Source organism: Gemella sanguinis ATCC 700632 (genome assembly GCF_000701685.1).
Classification (GTDB): Bacteria; Bacillota; Bacilli; order Staphylococcales; family Gemellaceae; genus Gemella; species Gemella sanguinis.
On sequence record NZ_JNJO01000009.1, the window covers coordinates 59,123 to 83,960 of the forward strand.

Here is a 24,838-nt window from a genome sequence, read left to right on the forward strand (position 1 = left end):
CACTTTTTTCAGAAAATTGTAAGACTTTTTTATAAAATTTTTTAATCAATTTTGAAATTTTCTAAAATTTCTAATGATCTATTAGCGTATCTTTCATACTTTTCTTTTTTATCTTTAATACGTTCAGGTAATGGCTTAATTATACCGAAGTTTGCGTTCATTGGTTGAAAATTCTTACTAGTATTATCAACTATGTAATTTGCCATTGCTCCTATCATAGTTTCCGTAGGAAAAATTATTTGTTTATCTTCTTGATTGTATAATGCATTTAATGCAGCTACGATACCTGAAGCAGCACTTTCTACATATCCCTCTACTCCAGTCATTTGACCTGCAAAATAAATATTTTTTTCTTCTTTTAATTTATATGTTTTTTCTAATAATTGTGGTGAATTTAAATATGTATTTCTATGCATAACACCATATCTTACAATGTTCGCATTTTCTAATCCTGGTATCATATTAATAATACGTTTTTGCTCTCCCCATTTTAAGTGTGTTTGGAATCCTACGATATTATATAGAGTACCTTCACTATTATCCTGTCTAAGTTGCACTACTGCATAAGGGCGTTTATCTGTTTTTGGATCTTCTAACCCAACAGGTTTCATAGGACCGAATAATAAAGTTTTTTCTCCTCGTTTAGCCATCTCTTCAAATGGCATACACCCTTCAAAGTAAATCTCTTTTTCAAACTCTTTTAATGGAGCTGCCTCTGCAGTAATTAATGCATTATAAAAATTAAAAAATTCATCCTTTGTCATAGGACAATTTAAATACGCGGCTTCTCCTTTATCGTATCTTGATTTTAAGTAAACTTTATTCATATCAATTGAATCTTTTTCTATAATAGGTGCAGCCGCATCATAGAAGTATAGCCCTTCTTGTTTAGTATAAGTTCTTATATCTTGACTCAATGCATCAGAAGTTAAGGGACCAGTTGCAACTACAACTGGAATATCACCTTTTGGAATCTGTGTTAATTCTTCCTCTATTACATTAATATTTGGATGATTTTTTATAGTTTCTGTAATCATCTCAGAAAACTTATCTCTATCAACTGCTAATGCTCCACCAGCAGGTACTTGTGTGGCATCTGCACATCTTATAATTAAAGAATCTAATCTTCTCATTTCCTCTTTTAAAAGGCCAACTGCATTTGTAATATTATTAGCACGTAATGAATTTGAGCATACTAATTCCGCAAAATTTTGTGTCTTATGAGCTGGAGTCATTTTTTTTGGTCGCATTTCATATAAATCAACATTAACTCCTCTTTTAGCTAATTGCCAAGCAGCTTCACTTCCTGCTAGCCCAGCCCCTATTACTATTACTTTTTTTTCCATTAAATCTCTCTCTTTCTTTATAATAAATCTGAAAAATCTTCTTTAACTACTTTTTGTTCACTTATGTCTTTAGTTATTACTTGTCCATTTCTATCAAATAAATATGTTTTAACTGATGATAATGTTTCTTCAATTAACTCTGAATAATCATCTCGTGCTTCATACTGTTTTATTTTTTCTAATCTTGGTCGAGTTTTTGGAGCTTTAGGAGTAAATATTGTACAGCAATCTTCAAACGGTAAATTCGAGATTTCTAATGTATCAATATCTTGAGCTATTTTTATTATATCTACTTTATCCATAGTTAATAAAGGTCTCAAAACAGGTAGATTAGTTACCTCATTTATACAATTCATTGATTCTAAAGTTTGACTGGCAACTTGGCCTAATGATTCTCCAGTTGCAATAGCTAAACAACCTTCTTTATTTGCTACTTCTTCAGCTATACGCAGCATAAATCTTCTAGTAGATGTCATAGTATAATTTGATGGTATTCTTTTTACAATTTCAGTTTGTAATTTTGTAAAATTAACAACATGAAGTTTAATTTTACCAACAACTTCACTAAGTTTAATTGTTAAATCAAATATTTTTTGAAGTGCTTCTTGTGATGTAAAAGGAGGAGATTGGAAATGAATCATTTCTACTTCAACACCTTTTACTTGTAAAGTATGAGCAGCAACTGGCGAATCTATTCCACCAGATAGTAATAACAAGGCTTTTGATGATGTATTAACAGGGAAACCACCAACACCTTTAATAAAATCTGTGAAAATAAAGATTCCTTCACTTCTTACTTCAACATTTATAATGAAGTCTGGTTGTTTTACATTAACTTTTAAGTTCTTATAATTAATAAGGACATGGCTACCAAAAATATTATTTAACTCGTTGGTATGAAATTCGAAGTTTTTATTTGGTCTTTTTGTCTGTATTTTAAATGTATATTCCTTATCTAATTTAGTTTGTAATAAATTATCAATTACTTTTTTGGCATCCTCTACATCTAATTTAGCACGTAAAACAGGTGAAAAATTATGTATTCCAGGAACCTTTTTTAATTTAGACATTATTTGTTCTACATCTTTGTTACTATCTAAATGTATATACATTCTGTCACGTTTAGTTTGAATATGAAAGCCTTCTAATCCTTTAAGATTATAACGTATATTTTTTGTAAGTTTTTTTAAAAATTCATTTCTATTACCAGATTTTAGTGTTAGTTCACCGTATCTAATTATAATATGACTATATTCCACTTTCTATTACCTCTCTAAATTTTTTATTGTATTCTTCTTTAAACACTTCAACAAATGTCTTTATTTCCTCTAGTTTAGTTTTATAAGAAAAACTAACTCGAATACTTCCTTCTATATTTTCTTTTGATAATCCTCTAGCATATAAAGCTTCATTCAGATGAAATGTTTTTGATGAGCAAGCACTTGTTGTTGAAACCATTATTCCACGTTCATTAAGAGAATTTATAATAGCTTCTCCTTTTATCTTAGGTAGACTAATATTTATTATTGAATCTACGTAATTATCATCTAATGGAGAATTAATAACAACGTGGTTTATACTGTGAAGTTCATCAATTATTAATTTTTTGAATTCCCTATGTTTCTTTAAAACATCTGGTGTTATTTCATATGACAATCTAAGTGCTTTTGCTAAACTTACTGCTCCTGCTACATTAACTGTTCCACTACGAAGACCATTTTCTTGACCTCCTCCAAATGTAATATTATGAACTGTTCTTCTTGATTTAAGATAAAGAACTCCTACGCCTTTTATACCATGAAATTTATGAGCAGAAATAGAATAGCTATCAATATCGGATAAGTTAATTTCTTTTTTTAAAACACCTTGAACACCATCAACATGAAAATGAACTTTTGGATACTCTTTTAAAAGTTCAACTATTTCTTTAATCGGTTGAACTCCTCCATAAACATTATTTACGTGCATTACACTAAGTAAAATTGTTTCTTTCGTAATGAGTGATTTTAGATGATTTAAATCTATTAAACCATTACTATCTACATTAAGATAATCTAAAATAAATCCTCTTCTTTCTAGTTCTCTATATGTCTCCAAAACAGAAGGATGTTCTATTTTTGAAACTATTATTCTATTACCAAAGTCTTTTTTATGCTCCAGTGAACCTATAATAGCTATATTATTACTTTCTGTTGCACATGAAGTAAAATATATTGTTTCTTTTTCTACTTTTAGTATGTCTGCTACTTGTTTACGTGCAGCATCTAATAATTTATTAGTTGTCTTTCCAAATTTATTAATACTAGCTGGATTCCCATAATAATTATCATTGACTTCAACAAAAGTTTCCAATACTTCTTTATAAGGTTTTGTTGTCGCACAATTATCTAAATATATCATTTTCGACACCTTCCCCAATTTTATTTAAATTAAAATTTATTTTTTACAAATTACTATAAAAGTATATAACAAATATTAGGTTTAATCAATAAAAACCAATCATAAACAAATATTCATAATTTAATAAATTCATAAAAATAACGACCATTAAAAAGTCAAGTTTGAATTATAACTTTTAAAGGTCGTATCATTTTTAGTTTAACTAGTTGTTGTTTACAACATCTTTTAAAATTTGATCCCATTTTGGTAAATATCTATCTACTCTTATGGCACGATCACTATCAGTTCCTAAAATATTATGTGATGTAGAAGCTAATATTACTATTACCCCATCAACATAAAATTCATAAGAAAATATGGTTTTTATACCATTGTGTTTCTCAATCCATGTTTTGATGAAAATATCAGTGTTTTCGAAACGAATATTACTTTTAATTGAATATTTAACATCAATATCAGCATAGTATAAGTCATAATCAATTAATGAATCAATATCGATTCCTAAACCATTTAGATAATATTTTTTAGCTAAATTAAGCCAATCATATATGTATTTATTATCTAAATAACCAGCACTATTAAAAAATTTTTTTTCTAATTTAAACTTTATAGTTTTTTCGTACATATTATTTCTCCTTTTCTATCAAATCAGAAATGCGTTGCATCAATATTTCAGTAATTTCATCATGGCTTTTCCCTTCTTCTTTCAAAGCATACGCATCTATTTCATCACCGACTACTAATTTGATTCTAGAAAATAATCTAAAGTTTTTATTAGGGATTATTGCAAATGGAATTATCTTTGTTCTAGCCCTAGAAGCTATAAATGAAGCTCCATTATGCGATTCACCTAAATCTAAATCTTTAGAGTGTGATCGTGTGCCTTCTGGGAAAATTCCTACAACCTCTCCCTCTTTTAATAATTTAATACTTTGATTAATAGCCGTTCTGTCAAATGTACCTCTTTTAATTGGTATAGCACCTGTAGCTTTTAAAGTTTGTTTTATAAAAAATATTTTAAATAACTCTTCTTTAGCTATAAAACGTATTTCTTTGTTGAAAAATGCTGGGAACAACAATGGATCATGATTACTAAGATGATTCCCGGAAATAACAACACCTTTAGCATTTTCTATTTTTTCCCCATTAACTATCGTAACTTTATAAAATAATCTATAAAATAATTTTAACGAACCTTTTACAAAATTATACATGTCTTTCTCCTATTTATTATTAATTTTCTTTAAATTTAATCAATTCAATCATTTTTTCTACAACTTGATCAATCGTTAAATCTGTAGTATCAATTAAAATTGCAGAATCTACTTTAATTAAGGGTGCAATATCACGATTCTCATCTTGATAGTCTCGTGCTTTTATTTCCTCTTTAACTTTTTCATAATTAAGATCGGTTAGCCCTTGTCGTTCAAAATCCAAAACTCTTCTACGAGCTCTTTCTTCTACTGAAGCAGTTAAAAATATTTTCACATCAGCATTTGGTAAGACAACAGATGCAATATCTCGACCATCCATTATTATGTTATTACTCTTTGCTAAATTTCTTTGTGTATCTATTAGAAACTCTCTTACTGCTGGAGATTTTGCAAACAAAGATGTGAATTTTGAAACCTCTGCAGTTCTTATTTTTTCGCTAACATCTTCTCCATTTATAAACACATATTGCTTTTTATCAATAAACTTAACATCAAATTTAAGGGTAGATAAAAACTTTATTATTTTTTCTTCATTTAACTCTTTTAAATCATTATTTAAAAAATTAAAAGTTATTGCTCTGTACATAGCACCAGTATCAACGTAGTTATATCCTAGTTTTTCCGCAACCATTTTTGTTATCGTGCTTTTTCCTGAACCAGCAGGGCCATCAACTGCTACTGATATATATTTCATAATTTACCTCTCAGACAAATTTTTTCATTATCAATTATAGCACAAACTAGCCTTAAACACTAGTTTTAATAACAAAATATTTTATATTTAATCAAATTACGATTATATTTTTGAGGTAAGTAACAAAATCGTTATTTTAGCTTTAATCCTGCTAATTTAGCTAGTGCATTATTTTCTAATTTTTCTTGTTTCATATATTTTTTCATATCAACTCTACTAGCTTTGTCTTTTTTGTTATTTTTTATTTTTTTATCTAATTCTTTTTGTTTGATTGAGTTACCACATTGACATCTATATGTAGCATTTTCTCCACTACCGAATAATGTCATTTTTTTATGACAGTTTTCACATCTTAAATTAGTTAATCTACTTAATACTTCTTTGTTTCTACATTTTGGATTTGAACATTTTAATAATTTTGTTCCCTTCTTATCTACTTCAAGCATAAAACTATTGCATTCTTCACATTTTTTACCACTTATATTATCATGTTTAAATTTATCTTCACTATTTTTTATTTCATTGATACACTCATATGTATATTTTTTAATATCATTTAAAAATTTATCTTTTGAAAGTTTATTCTTTGCTATACTATCTAACTGTTTTTCCCAAACTGCTGTTAATGATGGGCTTTTCAAATTTTTAGGAACTAAATTTAATAACTGTTTAGCCTTATTAGTAGTTTTAATCTTACCATTATCTAAAATTAGATAATCATTACTAAACAATTTCTCTAGTATATCTGCTCTTGTAGCTACTGTACCGATACCATTTGTTTCTTTTAATATTTTTCTTTCTTTTTCATCTTCAACAAATTCAAATGGATTTTCCATCGCATATATTAAGCTTCCTTCGGTATAGTAACTAGGAGGTGTGGTTTGTTTTTTATTGTAGATAAGTGAGTTTATTCTGTATTCATTTTTATCTAAAGAAACATTTTTATTATTAATATCTTCTTTACTTAATACTTTATATCCCTCTTCCAAAACCTTAATCCCTTTTGCGATAAATTCTTTATTTTCTAATTTAAATAAATATGTTGTCTCAATATATCTATATTCCGGAAGAAGATTTTCTAAAAATCTTTTTGATACTAAATTATATATTTTTAATTCTAAATCCGATAAAGCTATATAGTTAGGCCTTTGTTCAGTAGGTATAATAGCATGGTGATCGCTAACCTTAGAATTATTTATTATTCTTTTAGTATTAAATTCTTTTTCTTTTAATAACTTAGCAGTTATATCTTTATAATCTCCACCAATAGCTGCAACTCTTTCAGATATTGTATTTTTCATATCTGAAGTTAAATATCTACTATCAGTTCTAGGATATGTTAGTACTTTATGCTTTTCATATAAACTTTGCACAATATTCAAAGTTTGCTTTGGAGAAAGTCCAAATAACACACTCGATAATTGTTGAATATCAGTAAGATTAAATAAAGGTTTAGGAGCAGAAGATTTAGTCTTTGTAATGATATCACTTAACTTAATTATTTTATCCTGATTTTCTTTAATAAATTTTTCAGCTTTTTCTATACTATACTCACTATTATTACAGCTAAATTTGATATCTTCTACTTGGGCTTCAAAATTAAAGTAATCACGTGGTTTAAATTTTTTTATCTTCTCTTCTCGTTCCAAAACCATTTGTAACGTAGGAGTTTGGACACGACCACAATTTAATGAAGCATTGTATTTTAATGTTAGAGCTCTAGAAGCATTAATTCCTACTAACCAATCTGCATTTGCTCTAGCAACTCCTGAATGATATAAACCTAAATAATCATTTCCATTTTTTAAATTATTAAAACCATCTTTTATTGCTTTATCTGTAACAGATGAAATCCAAAGACGTTTAACTTTCTTTTGACACCTAGCTTTTTCTAAAATATATCTAGCAACAAGCTCACCTTCTCTACCAGCATCAGTAGCAATAATTATCTCATTTACATCTTTTCTATTCAATGCATTTTCAACAATTTTATACTGTTTATATGTTTTTTTAATGACTTCTGTTTTCATATACTTTGGTATCATAGGTAATTTTTCTAACCCAACATTGTTAAACTCTTTATATTTATCTGGAGTTTGTAATGTAACTAAATGTCCTAAAGCCCATGTTACTACATATTTATCACCTTCAAGGCATCCATTCTTATTCTGTTTTGCACCCAAATTTCTCGCTATATCACGAGCAACTGATGGTTTTTCACATAGAACCACACTTTTCATTTTATTTCCTCACTATTTTATTATTTTATATACTTAGGTATATTATAATAGAAAATCAATAAAATAACTAGTAGCTGTGTATAATCACTATCATCTATTATATTATTTATTTGTAAATTTCTTTTTAAAATATTATAATTTTTATAACAAACAAGGAGGAATATTCTAATGAAACTATACCTAGCTGGTGCATTATTTAATGAGGCAGAAATTGCTCAAAGATTAAAAGAAGGAAAATTATTAAATGAAAGATTTGGAGAAAAATTGTCTATATTTAATCCAATAGAACAACCTTTTAACGAAGATAAACAAACTTTACCTACTCCACAAGATATTTTTAATGGTGATACAAACGCTGTAGAGAACTGTGATATTTTCTTAGCTGATGTTACCAATGAAGATAGTGGTGTTATGGTTGAATTAGGAATAGCTATTGCATTAAATAAAAAAATTATTGCAATAAATTCTGATATAAGATTAAAATCTGCAAACAAATATGAAATTCCTAGTTACGCTATGAATCACTACGTACTTGGCGGTATACTAAAGCATGGTAAATTAGTTTATAGTTTTGAAGAAGCTTTAGATGAATTAGAAAGTCTATTTTGTTTAAGTAAAAAGATATAGATAATAAAGAAATGAGATATGATTAATTCATATCTCATTTACTTTTCTTATTGGTTATTTCCATAAATCTTCAAGTAGGTGTGTTTGTGTTCTATCAGGTCCAGTTGAGAATACAGAAATTTTAACTCCTACTAATTCTTCGATTTTTTCTAAGTATTTTCTTGCGTTTTCAGGTAGTTCTTCTAATGAAGTTACTCCAGTTATATCTTCTTCAAATCCTGGTAATGTTTCATATATTGGTTTACAATCTTTAATAATATTTTCATTTGCTGGATATTCAGTCAAGATTTCACCTTTGTAATCATAAGATGTACAAATCTTGATTTCTTTAAGTCCTGTAAGTACATCTAAACAGTTTACTGATAAATTAGTTAATCCTGATACACGCGCAGAGTGACGCATTACAACAGTGTCAAACCACCCAATACGGCGTGGACGTTTTGTTACAGTACCGTATTCATTTCCTACCTCACGAATAGTATCTCCTACCTCATCAAATAACTCAGTTGGGAATGGACCGTCACCTACACGTGATGTATAAGCTTTAGAAATACCTAAAACTTTAAGTCCTTTAGTTGGAACAAAACCATTACCTATTGTTACTCCTCCTGCACTTGGATTAGATGATGTTACATAAGGATATGTCCCATGATCAATGTCTAACATTACACCTTGAGCACCTTCAAATAAAATATTTTTATTTTCTTTTTGTGCATCTTCTAAAACTTTAGATGTATCAGTAACATATTGAGCTAATTTTTTACCATATTCAAAATATTCATTAAAAATTTCTTCAACAGTAAATCCATCAACACCATAGATTTTTTCAAATACTTCATTTTTTTCTACTAAATTAAGTTCTAATTTCTTTTTAAATAATTCTTCATCTAATAAATCAGCTATACGAATACCACAACGTTTGTATTTATCTACATAACATGGACCAATACCTTTTTTTGTAGTACCTATTTTATTTTCACCACGACGAGCTTCTTCAACCTCATCTAATTTAAGGTGGTATGGAAGTACTACATGAGCTCTATTAGATATACGTAACCCATTACAAGTTACTCCACTTTCTTTTAGTCTATCAATTTCTCCACAAATCCATTTAGGATCAACTACTAACCCATTTCCGATTACAGATAGTTTTTGATCATTAAAAATACCAGAAGGAATTAGTTGAAGTTTATATGTTTTTCCATCAAATTTAATTGTGTGACCTGCATTATTACCACCTTGATAACGAGCGATTACATCAGCACGTTCTGCTAGAAAATCAGTAATTTTACCTTTCCCTTCATCTCCCCATTGTGAACCTACTACTACGATTATTGACATTAATTACGCCTCCTGAAAGCAATTATTTTATCCAATAACTATTATACCATAAATCTAACTAATTGCGAACGCTTTTTTATAAATTATTCAAAAATTAGTGTTATATACAAACTATTAAATATGCAAAGCACCTTAGTTTACTTTATTAATACCTTTATTAATTAAATTAAAAATATTCTAAATAATAAGAATTTTATTATTGATTATTTGTTGAATAAAAAAAAGAAGTTAGAGTTTTTCTAACTTCTTTTTACTTTTAGAATATACCTAAGATAGTTTCTGTTTCTTCATCAATATCAATATTTAAAGCACTTGGTACTTTAGGTAGTCCTGGCATAGTTAACACTTTATTTGCATAAGCTACAACAAATCCTGCACCACTTCTTAATTTGACATCATTAATTGTAATCTTAAATCCTGTTGGTCTTCCTTTAATTTTAGCATTATCAGTAAGCGAAACAGGAGTTTTAGCCATACAAACTGGTAAATTTTTGAAACCTAGAGATTCTATTCTTTCAATCTCTTCTTTTACTTCATCTGTAAAATTAACTCCATCTGCACCATAAATTTCACGACAAACAGTTTCAATTTTTTCAATTATTGATTCTTCGTCTTTATATAGAAGTTGTAATTCTTTATTATTACCTTCAACTGACTTAACGACTTTTTCAGCTAAGTCAATTCCACCTTGGCCACCTTTTTCCCAAACTTCAGTTCTAGAAAACTCAACACCTTGTTCATTAGCCCAATTTTCTAAGAAAGCTAGTTCTTTTTCAGTATCTGTAACAAATACATTTAAAGCAACCACAATTGGTAAATTGAATTTTCTAAGGTTTTCAATGTGTTTTTCTAGGTTTTCTACACCCTTTGCTAAAGCCTCAAGATTTTCTTCCTTAAGATCTTTTTCTTCAATATCCCCATGTAATTTAAGTGCTTTAACTGTTGCTACAACTACTGCAGCCTTAGGTCTAAGTCCTGACTTTCTACATTTAATGTTTAAGAATTTTTCTGCTCCTAAATCTGCACCAAATCCAGCTTCAGTAATTACATAATCCGCATATTTTAATGCTGTTTTTGTAGCTAAAATTGAATTACAACCATGTGCAATATTAGCAAAAGGTCCACCATGAATTATTGCTGGATTATTCTCTAATGTTTGTACAATATTTGGTTTAATTGCATCTTTTAATAATGATGTAATAACTCCTTCAATTTTTAAATCTTTTAAGTAAACAGGTTCTCCATTTTTGTTATAAGCAACAAGTATATTTCTCAGCTTTTCTTTTAAATCACCAAGACTTTCTGATAAACAAAGTATAGCCATTATTTCACTTGCTACAGTAATATCAAAACCATCATTTCTTTCTAAATCAGTACCTGCATTAACTTTGATATGTCTTAAATCACGTGCATTCATATCCATTACACGATTAAAGACAATTTTATCTATTTCTAATTCATTACCTTGAAATACATGGTTATTTACTAGTACTGCAATCGCATTATGAGCAGTTGTGATTGCATGCATATCGCCAGTAAAATGTAAGTTAATATCTTCCATTGGCACCACTTGCGCATAACCACCACCAGCAGCTCCTCCTTTTCTTCCTAACACAGGTCCTAAAGAAGGTTCACGAAGAGCAACACATGATTTTTTACCAATTCTATTTAGAGCATCAGATAATCCGATTGTAACAGTAGATTTCCCTTCACCACTAGAAGTTGGGTTAATTGATGTAACTAATACTAAGTTTGCATCTTCTCTAATATCTTTCTTAATATTTTTAGTTTGTATTTTAGCTTTGTGATTACCATATAAAATTAGGTCTTCACTATTTATTCCTAATTTTGCAGCAACATCCGCTATATGTTTTTTTTCACATTCATTTGAAATTTGAAAGTCTGATTTCATTTCTTTACCTCACTTTTTGGGGGATTATATTATTATTTTAATTATTAGTTTTCTAAACCTGGAATACGTTTATATATTTTATCTATATTAACTAGATGAACATTTAAATCAAAGCAACTATCTAAAACTTCTTTAGAAACGACTTCTTTTATTGTTTCATTTGCTTCTAACAATTCTCTAAATGGTATACCTTCAAACCACGATTTCATTGCTAATGGCTGAACTAAGTCATATGCTTCTTCTCTTGAGAAATCATATTTTTCAATTAAATTACTCATTGTTCTTTGAGCAAAGATAACTCCATTTGTTGCATAAATGTTTTTTATCATATTATCTGTAAATACTGTTAAGTTTTTAACAACATTTGTGAATCGATTTAGCATATAATCTAATAATGTTGTTGCATCACTACTTAGTATACGTTCAGCACTAGAGTGAGAAATATCTCTTTCATGCCACAATGGAATATTTTCATATGCAGCCAGCATATAACCACGCATAATTCTAGCGCAACCTGCCATATTTTCACTTGAGATTGGATTACGTTTGTGCGGCATAGCACTTGATCCTTTTTGATTTTTTGAGAAGAATTCCTCAGCTTCTCTAACCTCAGTACGTTGAAGATGTCTAATTTCTACACCAATTTTTTCTATAGAACTAGCTATTAATGCTAAAGTTGAATAGTAATCAGCGTGTCTATCTCTTTGTAGTGTTTGAGTAGAAATATTACTTGATTCAATACCTAATTTTTCACAAACATAGTCTTGAACTTCCGGTGGAGTATTCGAAAAAGTTCCAACCGCTCCAGAAATTTTTCCAACTTCTATAATTTTTCTAACTTCTTTAAATCGTTTAATGTGACGATTAAATTCATCATAGTAAAGCGCAAATTTAAGACCAAAACTACTAATATCTGCGTGAACACCATGAGTTCTTCCGATACATGGAGTAAATTTATATTCTAATGCTTTCTCTTTTAGCACTTCTTGAAATTTAAGTAAGTCAGCTAAAATAATATCATTTGCTTGTTTATATAAATAACCATATGCTGTATCGACAACATCTGTAGATGTTAATCCATAATGAACCCATTTTTTCTCATCACCTAAATAACTAGAAACATTTCTTGTAAAGGCAACTATATCATGCTTTGTTTCTTTCTCTAATTCTAGAATACCTGGTAGATCAAATTTTGCATTAGCAAATAGTTTCTCTACATCTTCTTTTGGTACAACACCTAATGTACTCCATGCTTCAGTTGCATAAAGTTCTACTTCTAAATAAGCCTTAAATCGATTTTCATCACTGAAAATACTTCTCATAGGTTCTCTACTATATCTTTCTATCATTAAAATGTCTCCTAGATTTTATAATTTACCAATCATTATCCTATATTAAGACTATTCATTCTATAAGGATAAATGACCAATATCTGTTCGGAAAAATAAATCATCACATTCGATTTTCCCTATTTCATTATATACTTTTTCGCGTGCTTCTTGCAAGTCTTTACCATTAGCACAGACAATTAAAACACGGCCTCCATTTATAGTAATATTACCATTTTGTTCTTTAGTTCCCATATGAAAAATTGGCGTATTTACATTTTCTAAACCTTTAATTATTGCCCCTTTTTCACTTTTTTCTGGATAACCTTTTGCTGCTAATACTACACCAATAAAAGCATCACTATTCCACTTAAGAACTATATCCTTCCCATCGATAATATTATTTGCAATTTCATATAAACTACTTTCTAGTTTTAACAATAATACTTCACATTCTGGATCACCAAAACGAACGTTAAATTCGATAGTTTTAACTCCATCACTACACTTCATTAATCCGGCATATAAAATACCATAGAATGGCATTCCTTCATTACTCATTGCATCAACCATTGGTTGCACAACTTTCTGTACACCTTCTTCTATATCATCTTTTGTAATTTTTCTTAACGGACAATACGCTCCCATACCTCCAGTATTTAAACCTTCATCATTGTCAAAAGCACGTTTATGGTCTTGAGCTATTTCCATTGGATAAACTTTTTTATCTGATACAAAGCACATTAATGAGAATTCTTCACCTTGTAGGAATTCTTCAATTACCACACTCGCTCCAGCTTTACTAAATTTTGCGTTACACATCATCTCTTTTAGCTCAAACTGTGCATCTTCAAGTGTTTCTGCAATTATAACACCTTTCCCAGCAGCCAAACCATCTGCTTTTAAAACAATAGGAGCTTTTTGATTAGATAAATACTCACTGGCTTTATCATAATCACTAAAACTTTCATATTTTGCGGTAGGGATATTATATTTTTTCATCATCATCTTAGAAAATACTTTACTACCTTCTAATTGAGCGGCTTTTTTGCTTGGACCAAATGCTCTAATACCTTTTTCCTGTAATACGTCTACCAATCCATTTACTAATGGTACCTCTGGTCCAACGAATACTAAGTCAATGTTATTATTTAGACAAAAGTCTGGTATTTCTTGTTCAGAGATAGTTAAACATGTTCCAAATTTGCTAACAGCTGGATTTACTCCAACCATATAGATCTCATGACCTTCTTGATTAAATTTATAGGCGATAGCGTGCTCTCTTCCACCAGCACCTACTACTAATACCTTAGCCATATTAGTGTTTAAAGTGACGAATTTTACTAAATACCATCGCCACACCTTTCTCATTACATGCATCAATACTCTCTTGGTCTCTTATTGAGCCTCCAGGTTGTACGATTGCTGCAATGTTATAATCTGCTGCAAAATCAGCACTATCTCTCATTGGGAAGAATGCATCTGAAGCGAGAACTGCACCTTCAGCTTTTTTGCCAGCTTGTTCGAGAGCGATTTTACATGAGCCAACACGATTCATTTGACCAGCACCAATTCCCAATGTTTGACCATCTTTAACTACAACTATTGCATTTGATTTAACATGTTTTACTACTTTTAATCCAAATTCTAAATCTCTTTTTTGTTCAGGTGTAATTTTTTTCTCTGTAACATTTTCAAATTCATCCGCTAATTTATTATTAAAATCTTGGACTAATATACCACCGCGGACACTCTTAATTTGTTTTTCATGATTATCATTTTTAGTACCTAATTTATATATACGTAGATTTTTCTTTTTAGTTAGAATTTCTAAAGCTTCTTCATCATAGTCATCCGCTAAAATTATTTCTAAGAATATACTATACATTTTTTCAGCAGTTTGTTTATCTACTCTTCCATTAACAGCTACAATTCCTCCAAAGATTGAAACAGGATCTGCTTCATATGCACGTGAATATGCTTCAAAAACAGTTTCACCTATTGCTACACCACATGGATTCATATGTTTTACAGCTACACAAGCAGTTTCATCAAATTCTGAAAGAATATCAAGAGCAGCAGATGCATCTTGGATATTATTGTATGACATTGCTTTCCCATGTAATTGAACAGCATTTTGAAGTGCATAACTTTCATTGTTATCTTGAGTGTAGTGATATGCTTTTTGATGAGGATTTTCACCATAACGTAATGTTTCTTCAAGTTTATACGATAATGTTAGTTTTTCAGGAACTAAGTTATCTACTATATTGAAATAGTTTGCTATTGCTGCATCATAACTTGCTGTCGTATTAAATACTTTAATTGCTAATGATCTACGAGTAGATAATGTAATTCCACCATTTTTTAATTCTTCTAAAATTAAATCATAATCATTTATATCAGTTACAACAGTTACATCATTAAAGTTTTTAGCGGCACTACGTAACATACTAGGTCCACCGATATCTATATTTTCAATAATTTCTTCTTCTGAAACTCCTTCTTTTTTTACAGTTTCTTCAAAAGGATAAAGGTTAACACATACTAAATCTATATATTCAATATCATTTTCTTTTACATGTTTATTATGTAATTCATTACCACGTTTTGATAATAATCCACCATGTATTTTAGGATGAAGTGTTTTAACTCTTCCTTCCAAAATTTCAGGAAAGCTAGTAACATCTTCAATACTTATACAATTTACACCATTATTTTTTAAATGTGTATATGTACCTCCCGTACTTATTATTTCAAAACCGAATTTCTCTAATCCCTTAGCAAATTCTACAATATTTGATTTATCACTTACACTTATTAATGCTCTTTTCGTCATAGTGCCTCCTTAATTAGTTCTAAAATTACTTTTGGATATAATTCATGTTCTAAACCATGAATTCTATTTGTTACTGATTCTAATGTTTCATTTTCTTTAACTGTTAGAGATGTTTGTTCTATAACTTCTCCACCATCTAATTCTTCATTCACATAATGTATACTTATTCCAATTTCCTTATCGCCCGCATTATATGCTTGAGCAATTGCATCTTTTCCTTTATATTTTGGTAATAATGAAGGGTGAAGGTTAAGAATTGTTTTTTTAAAATTTTGTAAAAAATATGGAGATATTATTCTCATATAACCAGCTAAAAAGATATAATCTAAATCTTTTACTTGTTCTATTATGGCTTTTTCATAATCTTCTTTAGAATTGTAATCACGAGCTGCAAATACAAAAGTTTTAATACCACGATCTTCAGCTTTTTTAATAACTGCTGCTCCTGGTCTGTCACAAACAAGTAACTCTATATCCATTATTTCTTTTAGTCTTGAGTCATCAGCAATTTTTTCAAAATTACTTCCAGTTCCTGATGCAAATATAGCTACTTTTTTCTTCATATTATTTCTATTCCACTTTCATTAACAACTTCACCTAAAACAAAACCATTTTCTAGTAATGATAATGCTTTATCTGCATCTTCTTTATTGACCACTAATGCCATTCCTACACCCATATTAAAGATATTATACATTTCTTCTTCGTCGATTCCACCTTTTTCTTGAAGATATCTAAATATTTCAGGAACTTTATAAGAATTTTTATTAATTTTCATACCTAAACCTTTTGCTAAACATCTAGGTAAGTTTTCATGGAATCCTCCCCCTGTGATATGAGCAATACCAGCAACTTTAACTTCTTTAAGTACTTTTAGGACTTCTTTAACGTATATTTTTGTAGGAGTTAAAAGAGTTTCTCCGATAGTTGAGTCTTCAAATTTCTCGTTTAAACTTATATTGTTATCTCTTAAAATTTTTCTAACAAGTGAAAATCCATTTGAATGAACACCGCTTGAAGGTAATCCGATTACAACTTGTCCTGCTTTAGTATTTTCCGGAGATAATAGATCTTCTTTCTCAGCAGCACCTACACAAAATCCAGCTATATCATATTCCCCATCTTCGTAGAAACCTGACATTTCAGCTGTTTCTCCACCTACAATTGCACAACCTGCTTGAACACAACCTTCTGCTACACCTTCTACAATAGATTCTACTTGCTCTGGATAGTTCTTACCAACAGCTAAATAATCAAGGAAAAACAATGGTTGAGCACCCTGTGCAAGTATATCATTAGCACACATTGCAACAACATCTATACCAATAGTATTATGAATATCAAGTTCAAATGCTAACTTAAGCTTTGTTCCAACACCATCAGTGCCACTTACTAGTACTGGATTTTTAAAATTATATGCACTTAAATCAAAAGCACCACCAAAACCTCCTATTGCTGAAAGCATACCAAGATTTTTAGTTCTTGCAACATGTTTTTTAATTAGTTCTACTGATTTATAACCAGCTTCTAAACTAACACCACTCTCTTCATATTTCTTACTCATTATTTGTTCCCCTTTCCTTCAAAAAGTTTTTTTGTAAATCAGTCATCGAATTTATATATGATTCTTCATAATCGTATAATCCAGCAACGTAATGCCCATTAAAGCAATCCATACATAGACCAGTATAAGGTCCTTCATAATTTAAACCTATAGATTCTATTAATCCATCTTCACTTAGAAAACCTAAAGAATCAGCCCCAATAATTTCACATATTTCGTCTTGTGTTTTATTTGCTGAAATTAATTCCTCTGTTGTTGAAATGTCAATTCCATAGAAACTTGGGAAAATTAACGGTGGTGCCGCAATTCTTACATGGACTTCTCTTGCCCCTGCTTCTTTTAATAATTGAACTATACGTTTACTTGTAGTTCCTCTTACAATAGAGTCATCAACAAGCACAATACTTTTTCCTCGTACCACACTTTTAACAGCTGATAACTTCATTCTAACACCTTGTTCTCTTAATTCTTGAGTAGGTTGAATAAATGTTCTAGCAACATACTGATTCTTAATAAGTCCCATTTCATAAGGTAATCCACTTGCTTCAGCGTATCCACTAGCAGCAGATAACGAAGAGTTTGGAACACCTATAACCATGTCTGCATCTGGGGTTGGTTGTTCTTTTGCAAGACGTCTACCTGTATTTTTTCTTGCAGTGTGCACATTCACTCCTGCAATATCTGAGTCAGGTCTTGCAAAATATACATATTCCATTGCTGCAATCGCTACTGAGGTATCATCAGTATACTTCTCTAGTCTAATTCCATTATCATCAATAATAACTAATTCACCGGCCCCAACATTGCAAACAAATTCTGCACCTACAACATCAATAGCGCATGTTTCACTAGCCGCAACATAAGCTCCATTTTTCATTTTTCCAATAGCTAATGGTCTTAGACTATTGGGATCTACTGCACCATATAATCCATCTTTTGTAAGGATAAGAAATGTAAAACCACCTTTAATTTGGTTTAAACTTTCTTTAATTTGTTCTTTAAGAGTCTCTTTTGAACTTCTGCGAATTAGATGAATTAATACCTCAGTATCAGAAGATGAATGGAATATTGCTCCATCTTTTTCTAACTCTCTTCTTAATGTTTTAGCATTAATTAAATTCCCATTATGACAAAGTCCAATGCTCATATTGTAAAAATGAAATAGAAATGGTTGTATATTTTGAATATTGTTACTTCCAGATGTTGCATATCTTACATGCCCAATTGCACTCGGCCCAGTTAATCTTTCTAGTTTTTCTTTATTTTTAAAAACTTCAGATACTAAACCTAAGTCTCTATGTCCATGCAAAATTTCTCTATCTGTTGCAACTATTCCTGCTCCTTCTTGTCCACGATGTTGTAAACTATGTAATCCAAAATAAGTAACATTACTTGCTTCTGGATGTCCCCATATTCCAAACACGCCACATTCTTCATTAAGCCCTCGCATCTTCTAATCTCCTTAAAACTTCTTCATAAGCTTCCATCACAGAACCTAAGTCTCTTCTGAATCTATCTTTATCCAGTTTTTCGTTTGTGTCTTTATCCCATAAACGACAAGTATCTGGAGAAATTTCATCAGCTAAAATAATTTTACCATTTTTATCTTTTCCAAATTCTATTTTAAAATCAACTAAAACTAGATTGGCTTCTAAATATAATTTTTGTAAAAGTGAATTAATTTTTAATGCTTGTTCTTTAATATTAGCAAGTTCATCTTCTGTAACTATTTCTAGTGCAACTGCATGATCATCATTTATTAAAGGATCATTTAGTTCGTCATTTTTATAACTTAACTCAAATACTGGTTTTTTAAGTTTTTTACCTTCTTCAAGTCCATATTTTTTTGCCATTGAACCAGCTACAATATTTCTAACAATAACTTCTAATGGAATTATAGTGACATGTTTACAAATTTGATCAGTTTCATTAACTTTTTTTATGAAGTGAGTTTCAACTCCTGATTTTTCAAGATATTCAAAGATAAGTGAAGTTATAGTATTATTAAACACACCTTTGCCTTCGAATTCTTCTTTCTTAACTCCATTAAATGCTGTAGCACTATTCTTATAATGCACATAAATTTCATCATTATTTTCACATTCAAATAATTGTTTTGCTTTTCCTTCATATAATAATTTCATTTTATTTTTCCCCTTTGAAATAATTCACACCATTTTTAAAGATATCTTGCTTAACTTTTATTGTATTTGTTTTGTATAAAGTATCACCGTATCTTTCGCTATGACCCATTTTTCCTAATATTAATCCATCTTCACTTACTAATCCTTCAACTGCCAATAATGAACCATTTGGATTGAATTTACCATTTAATGTAGCATTACCATTAAAATCACAGTATTGGAATGCTATTAGATGTTTAAATTTATCAATATTTAATCCTACTACTTTCCCTTCACCATGACTAAATACTATCTCATGCTCATCACCGATATTAAAATCCTGTAGCCAAGGTGAATTTGTATTTGAGACTCTAGTAAAGGCAGTTGTTGAAATATGTTCGTAACTATCATTTCTGTATAAAGTTAGGTCCTCTTTATCTAATTCACGTACTTCTCCGTATGGAAGTAATCCTGATTTAAGTAAAGCTTGGAATCCGTTACAGATACCTAGTATTAATTTTTTATCAGCTAAGTGTTGATGTATAGCTTCTTTAACTTTTTTATTTTTTAAGAAGTTAACAATATATTTTGCACTACCATCAGGTTCATCACCACTTGAAAAACCACCTGGGAACATTATAATATGAGATTTTCTAATTTCATTTACAAATTCATCAATTGATTCTTCTATATCATTTTCTCTTGTATTTCTTATAACAACTGTTGTTGGGGTAGCACCGGCATCTATAAATGCTTTTTCACTATCATATTCACAGTTTGTTCCTGGGAATACTGGAATTACTACTTTAACTTCTTCAATATATTCTGGATAATATTTACGTTCAATATTTTCAGTATGTAAGTTCTCTACTGTTCCTTTATCCTCATTTTGATAAATAGGATATATTTCATTCAATGTAGAAGTGTATGCATCATAAATATCCTTATGCATGAATACTTCATTATTTATAATTATTCTATTACTTACTTTACCTATTTCTTCAAAAGGTAAATCTGAATTTGATTCTACTACTATTGAAGCTGGATCAAAATTAAGTATATTTTCTTTATTCACCTCAAAACCTAAGTCATTACCTAATGACATTTTAACTAATGAAGCGGCTAAACTACCTTCTTCTTGGACATAAGCAGATACAATTTTACCTTCTTTAATATATTTATGAACTAATTCATAGTTGTCTATTGTGCTAGCAATATTTGGATAACCTTTTTCATCTTTAACTACTGGAATATAATAAAGTTTGTTCCCAACAGTTTTTAATTCTGGAGTTATAACATCATTAATTTTAACTGGAGCACATGCAAATGAAATTAAAGTCTCTACTACATTTAAATCATTAAAAGTACCTGACATACTATCTTTTCCACCTATACTTGGACGTCCAATTTCTTGTTGAGCATAAATACTTCCTAGTAAACTTTGAGTAACTTTACCCCATTTAGTTTCATCTTTACCAAGTTTTTCGAAATACTCTTGGAATGAGAAATATAAACTCTCTTTTGTCCCACCAACTGCATATACTTTTGCTACTGATTCTAGTACAGCATAAATTGATGATAAGAATGGTGAATAGTGAGATATTTTTGGTATAAATCCATAAGTTAAAATAGTTGCAGTATCACTAGTTGAATGAAGTGTAGGTAATGCTTGAACACTAGCTTGAACTGGTGTAAGTTTATGTTTTCCAGCAAAAGGCATTAGTACAGTTGAAACACCAATAGATGAATCAAATTTAGATGCTAAACCTTTTTGACAAGTTACATTTAACTCTCCTAATTCTGATAAAATGTTTTTACGATTAACTTCTTTATTCTCGAATGGATTATTAGATTTATTATCAACTAATCTAGCTTTCGTATGTTGTCTTACACCACTAGTTTCTAAGAAATCAGCACTCATATCAACTACTTTTTCATCGTAGTAATACATCTCTAATCTTCGTCTATCTGTTACAGTTGCCACATGAGCATATTCAATATTTTCTTTTTCGCACTCTTTAACAAAAGCATCATAATCTTTTTTGTCTATAGCAACTGACATTCTTTCTTGTGATTCACTTGTTGCAAGCTCTGTAGCATTTAATCCATTATATTTTGTTAATACTTTATCTAAATGAATTTCAATTCCATCTGATAATTCTCCAATAGAAACACAAACACCACCAGCTCCAAAATCGTTACATTTTTTTATTAATCTTGTAACTTCAGGTTTTCTAAAAAGTCTTTGAAGTTTTCTTTCCTCTGGTGCATTACCTTTTTGCACCTGACTAGACATAGTCTCTAGAGAATCATTAGTATGTTCCACACTAGAACCACTAGCTCCTTGAATACCATCACGACCTGTTCTACCACCAATCATTACAACAATATCACCAGCAACTAAAGTTTCTCGTTTATAATCACCTTCTTTTACTGCTCCTACAACTGCTCCAACTTCCATATGTTTAGCTACATAACTATCATCATATATTTCTCTAACAAATGTTGTTGCAAGTCCAATTTGATTTCCATATGATGAATTTCCGTGTGCAGTTCCTTTAGCTATTTCAACTTGAGGTAATTTATGTTTTAATGTATCTTCTCTTTTTTGTAGTATATTACCACTACCTGATATACGCATAGCTTGATACACATAACTACGTCCAGAAAGTGGATCTCTTATTGCTCCACCTATACAAGTACTTGCACCACCAAATGGCTCGATTTCACTTGGATGGTTATGAGTTTCATTTTTAAATTGAATTAACCAACGTTCGTCTCTTCCTTTATTATTAATTGTAGTAAAGAATGAACATGCATTAATTTCTTCACTTACTTCAATATTTTCATCTTTCAAAATACCTACATGATATTTACCAATAATACTAGCCATATCCATTAAAGTAACAGGCTTATCATTTCTACCTAGTTCATCTCTAACTTTTAAGTAGTAATCATAGGCATCTTGCATTTCTTTTCTAAATAGTTCAGATTCAATTTTTACATCATCTAGTACTGTCTCAAAAGTAGTATGTCTACAGTGATCACTCCAGTAACAGTCAAGAACATAAATTTCAGTTTCTGTTGGTATGCGTCCTTCTGTTCTAAAATATTTTTGAATAAACTCTAAATCTTCAATATTCATAGCTAAAGAAAATTCTTTTTTTAATTCTTCAAGTTTCTCTTTCGAATAATCTAGAAAACCTGTTAATTCTTTTAAAGGTTTAGGTTCAGTATTTAAAGTAAACTCTAATACACTTAAATCCTTAACACGCGCTTCTATTGGGTTAACCAGATATTCTTCAATCATTTTTAATTGTTCATTAGTTAATTTTTTATTAAAAATAACTAGCTTACCACTTCTAACAGTTGCTTCACTTTTAGAGTTCAACAACTTCAAACACTGAGTTGCACTATCAGCTCTTTGATCATATTGCGCAGGTAAAACTTCATAAGCAAAGTACTTCCCGTCCTCTAAATCAATACTTTCAAAAACATCATCAACAACAACTTCAGAAAATACAGAAGTTTTAGCTAGTTTGTATGTTTCTTCATCAATATTATAAATATCATAAATTACATATATTTCAACAGAATCTAAACCTAAAGAATACTCAACATTCAGAGATTCCTTAAGCTGTAATTCTTCCTTATTATATCCTTCACGTTTCCTTACAAAAATTCTCTTGTTACTCATCATTACCTCCTAAAATAACATTTCCGTAAAAATTTATATGCCCAATCTTTCTATTTAGCCTTGGTTCTTTCTCGTACAAGTGTAAATATCCTTGTTTCTTAGTAATTAAATCTTTAAAATAATCTTCATCCTGGCCAAGGATGTTATATAAAGTAGTTTCTCTATTTTCTATCTTTCCAACTCTTAGTCCACAAATAGCTTCAATATGTGCTCTAAATTGACTTTTTGTTGCAGACTGCATTGTAATATGTCCTGAATTATGAACACGAGGTGCTATCTCGTTAAAGACGACTTTTCCATTACTAATAAAAAATTCAACAGTTAAAACACCATAATATTCAATGTTTTCAAGAATTCTTTTAGTATATTCTATTGCCAGTTTTTCTTGATCACTTGTTGCAGTTGTTGGTACTTTTGATCTATATAAGATATTATTCCTATGTTCATTTTCAACTACTGCTATTATTTGCACTTCATACTTATCTTTGGATGCTACAACAGAAATTTCTTTATCTAACGAAATAAACTCTTCTAATATTGTTTGAGATTCTATCTCCTCTTTTTTAGATATTTTCTTTTGCCCTTTTCCATCATAACCAAATCTCAAAGTTTTCATTAAATAAGTCTGGTTTATATCAATATCTGTGTTATCTTCAACATGAATATAATTAACTGTTGGGATATCTAACTTTCTTGCAAATTCTTTTTCATAGTACCTATGTTGAGTAGTTCTTAAAACATCTGAACTCTGTACAAAATTATACTCTTTTTCGAGCTTAGCTAAACTATCAGTATCAATATTTTCAAACTCAAAAGTAATTACATCACTTATCTTGCATAACTCTTCTATCTTCTTATAGTCATCAAAGTTAGCTTCTATAAATTTATCGCTAAAAATTCTAGCACAGCAATCTGGGCTTGGGTCTAAAATAGCAATTTTATATCCCATTTCTTTGGCGCTCATAGCTAACATTCTACCTAGCTGTCCACCACCAATTATTCCTATAGTTTGTCCTGGTAATATTGTTTTTATCATAATTTCATTTCTTCCAATACTATTCTTTCTTGTTCTTGTTTAAACTCTTTATACTTATTAGCATATTTTTCATCGTTAATACCTAAAATTGATAAAGCACTGATTGCTGCATTTTTAGCACCAGCTACACCTATTGCCATAGTTAAAACTGGAACACCAGCTGGCATTTGAACAATAGAATATAGGGAATCTACACCACTTAAAACACTCGATTTAATAGGTACTCCAATAACTGGTAATGTAGTCATAGAAGCCACCATTCCAGGAAGATGTGCTGCTCCTCCTGCAGCTGCAATAATTAAACTGTATCCATTTCTTCTAGCATTCTTAGAAAATTCAACAAGTAAATCCGGTGTTCTGTGTGCACTAACAACTTTCTTGTCGTATGGAATTTCAAATTCATCTAATAATTTACATGTTTCAATCATGGTTGTATAATCCGAATTCGAACCCATTATAACTGCTATTTTCATACAT

General features: G+C 29.8%; 20 protein-coding genes. 1 reads left to right on the plus strand and 19 read right to left on the minus strand.

Features of this window, described 5'->3' with window-relative positions:
• Window positions 1-41 precede the first annotated feature (41 nt).
• The 7 genes from trmFO to T369_RS0105550 all read right to left on the minus strand — a co-directional run bounded on the left by trmFO (window position 42) and on the right by T369_RS0105550 (window position 7,894).
• Window positions 42-1,346: an FADH(2)-oxidizing methylenetetrahydrofolate--tRNA-(uracil(54)-C(5))-methyltransferase TrmFO gene (gene trmFO, locus T369_RS0105520; protein WP_031552769.1), complete on the minus strand. Its 1,305-nt coding sequence runs from the start codon at window positions 1,344-1,346 to the stop codon at window positions 42-44.
• Between the two features lie 17 nt (window positions 1,347-1,363).
• Window positions 1,364-2,605, minus strand: coding sequence for a tRNA uracil 4-sulfurtransferase ThiI (gene thiI / locus T369_RS0105525; protein WP_031552772.1), 1,242 nt, complete (start codon window positions 2,603-2,605; stop codon window positions 1,364-1,366).
• Window positions 2,595-3,746, minus strand: coding sequence for a cysteine desulfurase family protein (locus T369_RS0105530; RefSeq protein WP_031552776.1), 1,152 nt, complete (start codon window positions 3,744-3,746; stop codon window positions 2,595-2,597). The genes thiI and T369_RS0105530 overlap by 11 nt, the downstream gene beginning before the upstream one ends.
• A 202-nt stretch (window positions 3,747-3,948) precedes the next feature.
• Entirely contained in the window at window positions 3,949-4,371 is a 423-nt protein-coding gene (locus T369_RS0105535; protein ID WP_006364176.1) for an acyl-CoA thioesterase family protein, read from the minus strand.
• A 1-nt stretch (window position 4,372) separates the two neighbouring features.
• The gene (locus tag T369_RS0105540) at window positions 4,373-4,960 is read right to left on the minus strand and encodes a lysophospholipid acyltransferase family protein (protein WP_031552780.1); all 588 of its coding nucleotides are present in this window, start codon (window positions 4,958-4,960) and stop codon (window positions 4,373-4,375) included.
• 19 nt (window positions 4,961-4,979) lie between these two features.
• Window positions 4,980-5,654 (minus strand): (d)CMP kinase, encoded by a 675-nt coding sequence (cmk, locus tag T369_RS0105545; protein ID WP_031552783.1) that lies wholly within the window; start codon window positions 5,652-5,654, stop codon window positions 4,980-4,982.
• Window positions 5,655-5,785: 131 nt separating this feature from the next.
• Window positions 5,786-7,894, minus strand: a complete 2,109-nt coding sequence (locus tag T369_RS0105550) for a DNA topoisomerase III (protein ID WP_031552787.1) — start codon at window positions 7,892-7,894, stop codon at window positions 5,786-5,788.
• A 168-nt stretch (window positions 7,895-8,062) separates the two neighbouring features.
• Here T369_RS0105550 and T369_RS0105555 point away from each other — a divergent pair, with 168 nt between their 5' ends.
• The gene (locus T369_RS0105555; protein WP_031552789.1) at window positions 8,063-8,521 is read left to right on the plus strand and encodes a nucleoside 2-deoxyribosyltransferase; all 459 of its coding nucleotides are present in this window, start codon (window positions 8,063-8,065) and stop codon (window positions 8,519-8,521) included.
• 54 nt (window positions 8,522-8,575) lie between these two features.
• On the opposite strand, the gene T369_RS0105560 is transcribed toward T369_RS0105555, so the two are convergent.
• The 12 genes from T369_RS0105560 to purE form a co-directional block, all read right to left on the minus strand.
• Window positions 8,576-9,862 (minus strand): adenylosuccinate synthase, encoded by a 1,287-nt coding sequence (locus tag T369_RS0105560; protein WP_006364182.1) that lies wholly within the window; start codon window positions 9,860-9,862, stop codon window positions 8,576-8,578.
• Window positions 9,863-10,118: 256 nt separating this feature from the next.
• Complete coding sequence (locus T369_RS0105565) at window positions 10,119-11,774, minus strand: formate--tetrahydrofolate ligase (protein ID WP_031552792.1); 1,656 nt, start codon at window positions 11,772-11,774, stop codon at window positions 10,119-10,121.
• Window positions 11,775-11,818: 44 nt separating this feature from the next.
• On the minus strand, window positions 11,819-13,123 hold the full coding sequence (gene purB / locus T369_RS0105570) for an adenylosuccinate lyase (RefSeq protein ID WP_031552794.1): 1,305 nt from the start codon (window positions 13,121-13,123) through the stop codon (window positions 11,819-11,821).
• Between the two features lie 60 nt (window positions 13,124-13,183).
• Window positions 13,184-14,419: a phosphoribosylamine--glycine ligase gene (purD, locus tag T369_RS0105575; protein ID WP_031552796.1), complete on the minus strand. Its 1,236-nt coding sequence runs from the start codon at window positions 14,417-14,419 to the stop codon at window positions 13,184-13,186.
• 1 nt (window position 14,420) lies between these two features.
• Window positions 14,421-15,941, minus strand: coding sequence for a bifunctional phosphoribosylaminoimidazolecarboxamide formyltransferase/IMP cyclohydrolase (gene purH / locus T369_RS0105580; protein ID WP_031552798.1), 1,521 nt, complete (start codon window positions 15,939-15,941; stop codon window positions 14,421-14,423).
• Window positions 15,938-16,504, minus strand: coding sequence for a phosphoribosylglycinamide formyltransferase (gene purN, locus T369_RS0105585; RefSeq protein ID WP_031552801.1), 567 nt, complete (start codon window positions 16,502-16,504; stop codon window positions 15,938-15,940). The genes purH and purN overlap by 4 nt, the downstream gene beginning before the upstream one ends.
• The gene (purM, locus tag T369_RS0105590; RefSeq protein ID WP_031552804.1) at window positions 16,501-17,505 is read right to left on the minus strand and encodes a phosphoribosylformylglycinamidine cyclo-ligase; all 1,005 of its coding nucleotides are present in this window, start codon (window positions 17,503-17,505) and stop codon (window positions 16,501-16,503) included. Before purM ends, purN begins: the two co-directional genes overlap by 4 nt.
• Window positions 17,498-18,955, minus strand: coding sequence for an amidophosphoribosyltransferase (gene purF / locus T369_RS0105595; protein WP_031552807.1), 1,458 nt, complete (start codon window positions 18,953-18,955; stop codon window positions 17,498-17,500). Before purF ends, purM begins: the two co-directional genes overlap by 8 nt.
• Complete coding sequence (gene purC / locus T369_RS0105600) at window positions 18,942-19,649, minus strand: phosphoribosylaminoimidazolesuccinocarboxamide synthase (protein WP_006364190.1); 708 nt, start codon at window positions 19,647-19,649, stop codon at window positions 18,942-18,944. Before purC ends, purF begins: the two co-directional genes overlap by 14 nt.
• Window position 19,650: 1 nt before the next feature.
• Window positions 19,651-23,325, minus strand: a complete 3,675-nt coding sequence (locus T369_RS0105605; RefSeq protein ID WP_031552810.1) for a phosphoribosylformylglycinamidine synthase — start codon at window positions 23,323-23,325, stop codon at window positions 19,651-19,653.
• On the minus strand, window positions 23,318-24,361 hold the full coding sequence (locus T369_RS0105610) for a 5-(carboxyamino)imidazole ribonucleotide synthase (RefSeq protein WP_031552813.1): 1,044 nt from the start codon (window positions 24,359-24,361) through the stop codon (window positions 23,318-23,320). Before T369_RS0105610 ends, T369_RS0105605 begins: the two co-directional genes overlap by 8 nt.
• On the minus strand, window positions 24,358-24,834 hold the full coding sequence (purE, locus tag T369_RS0105615; RefSeq protein WP_006364193.1) for a 5-(carboxyamino)imidazole ribonucleotide mutase: 477 nt from the start codon (window positions 24,832-24,834) through the stop codon (window positions 24,358-24,360). Before purE ends, T369_RS0105610 begins: the two co-directional genes overlap by 4 nt.
• Window positions 24,835-24,838: the final 4 nt, after the last annotated feature.

Excerpts from the sequence above, each read along its gene's own strand:
- trmFO (WP_031552769.1), bottom strand. The coding sequence starts at position 1,346 with ATGGAAAAAAAAGTAATAGTAATAGGGGCTGGGCTAGCAGGAAGTGAA.
- T369_RS0105530 (WP_031552776.1), bottom strand. The coding sequence starts at position 3,746 with ATGATATATTTAGATAATTGTGCGACAACAAAACCTTATAAAGAAGTA.
- T369_RS0105535 (WP_006364176.1), bottom strand. The coding sequence starts at position 4,371 with ATGTACGAAAAAACTATAAAGTTTAAATTAGAAAAAAAATTTTTTAAT.
- T369_RS0105540 (WP_031552780.1), bottom strand. The coding sequence starts at position 4,960 with ATGTATAATTTTGTAAAAGGTTCGTTAAAATTATTTTATAGATTATTT.
- cmk (WP_031552783.1), bottom strand. The coding sequence starts at position 5,654 with ATGAAATATATATCAGTAGCAGTTGATGGCCCTGCTGGTTCAGGAAAA.
- T369_RS0105550 (WP_031552787.1), bottom strand. The coding sequence starts at position 7,894 with ATGAAAAGTGTGGTTCTATGTGAAAAACCATCAGTTGCTCGTGATATA.
- T369_RS0105555 (WP_031552789.1), top strand. The coding sequence starts at position 8,063 with ATGAAACTATACCTAGCTGGTGCATTATTTAATGAGGCAGAAATTGCT.
- T369_RS0105560 (WP_006364182.1), bottom strand. The coding sequence starts at position 9,862 with ATGTCAATAATCGTAGTAGTAGGTTCACAATGGGGAGATGAAGGGAAA.
- T369_RS0105565 (WP_031552792.1), bottom strand. The coding sequence starts at position 11,774 with ATGAAATCAGACTTTCAAATTTCAAATGAATGTGAAAAAAAACATATA.
- purB (WP_031552794.1), bottom strand. The coding sequence starts at position 13,123 with ATGATAGAAAGATATAGTAGAGAACCTATGAGAAGTATTTTCAGTGAT.
- purD (WP_031552796.1), bottom strand. The coding sequence starts at position 14,419 with ATGGCTAAGGTATTAGTAGTAGGTGCTGGTGGAAGAGAGCACGCTATC.
- purH (WP_031552798.1), bottom strand. The coding sequence starts at position 15,941 with ATGACGAAAAGAGCATTAATAAGTGTAAGTGATAAATCAAATATTGTA.
- purN (WP_031552801.1), bottom strand. The coding sequence starts at position 16,504 with ATGAAGAAAAAAGTAGCTATATTTGCATCAGGAACTGGAAGTAATTTT.
- purM (WP_031552804.1), bottom strand. The coding sequence starts at position 17,505 with ATGAGTAAGAAATATGAAGAGAGTGGTGTTAGTTTAGAAGCTGGTTAT.
- purF (WP_031552807.1), bottom strand. The coding sequence starts at position 18,955 with ATGCGAGGGCTTAATGAAGAATGTGGCGTGTTTGGAATATGGGGACAT.
- purC (WP_006364190.1), bottom strand. The coding sequence starts at position 19,649 with ATGAAATTATTATATGAAGGAAAAGCAAAACAATTATTTGAATGTGAA.
- T369_RS0105605 (WP_031552810.1), bottom strand. The coding sequence starts at position 23,325 with ATGAGTAACAAGAGAATTTTTGTAAGGAAACGTGAAGGATATAATAAG.
- T369_RS0105610 (WP_031552813.1), bottom strand. The coding sequence starts at position 24,361 with ATGATAAAAACAATATTACCAGGACAAACTATAGGAATAATTGGTGGT.
- purE (WP_006364193.1), bottom strand. The coding sequence starts at position 24,834 with ATGAAAATAGCAGTTATAATGGGTTCGAATTCGGATTATACAACCATG.